Origin of the sequence: Caballeronia arationis (assembly GCF_001544975.2) — a bacterium.
GTDB classification, from domain to species: domain Bacteria; phylum Pseudomonadota; class Gammaproteobacteria; order Burkholderiales; family Burkholderiaceae; genus Caballeronia; species Caballeronia arationis.
The window spans coordinates 1-554 of the sequence record NZ_FCOG02000610.1; the positions used below are offsets into that span (position 1 = coordinate 1).

Sequence of the window (554 nt, forward strand, 5' to 3'; positions counted from 1 at the left end):
AAAATTGAAATGTCGTACCGCCGGCTAAGTACAGATGTCGTGTTTTTGGTTGGTTGTGAAAGCTGTCTTCAACGGTTTGAATTCACGTAGTGTTGAAGGACGGCCCTGATCGGACAGGGGCGTGTCAGACCGTTTAGCGAGTGCGAGCAGACCGCTGGCCAGGTTTTGAAGGCGTCTTCGACTGCTGCGCGACCTGCGCGATTGCCAAGTCCAGATCGGCTCGGGTGAATGCGCGCGACTTCTTCGTGCCGGGCAACGGCTTGGGTGTGCGTACCGGCGCACCTCGATTTGTGCGAGACGGCGAGCCTGAGATCCGACGGTTATCCCGTTGCGCCTGTAGCGCTCGCGCGACCTGCAACGCATGACCAAGACGCTTGTTCTCGATTATCGCGCCTTGGTCGATGTCTGCGAGCTTGTCATACGGCACGGCATGCAGGACGCTGCCGTCAGCGCGGATTTCGAGGCGCCCATCCGGGTATTCCCACACGTCGATGTAGCGGCCGATCAGCCTGCGGGTCGCCGGCGTGTCGTCGAGCAGCCAGAGTACGCGATCG

The 554-nt window shown here is 60.1% G+C and carries 1 pseudogene; it reads right to left on the bottom strand.

The annotated features are described in order from the left end of the window. Window positions 1-133 precede the first annotated feature (133 nt). Window positions 134-554, bottom strand: a pseudogene (locus AWB81_RS44105) (ISNCY family transposase); the annotation flags it as partial.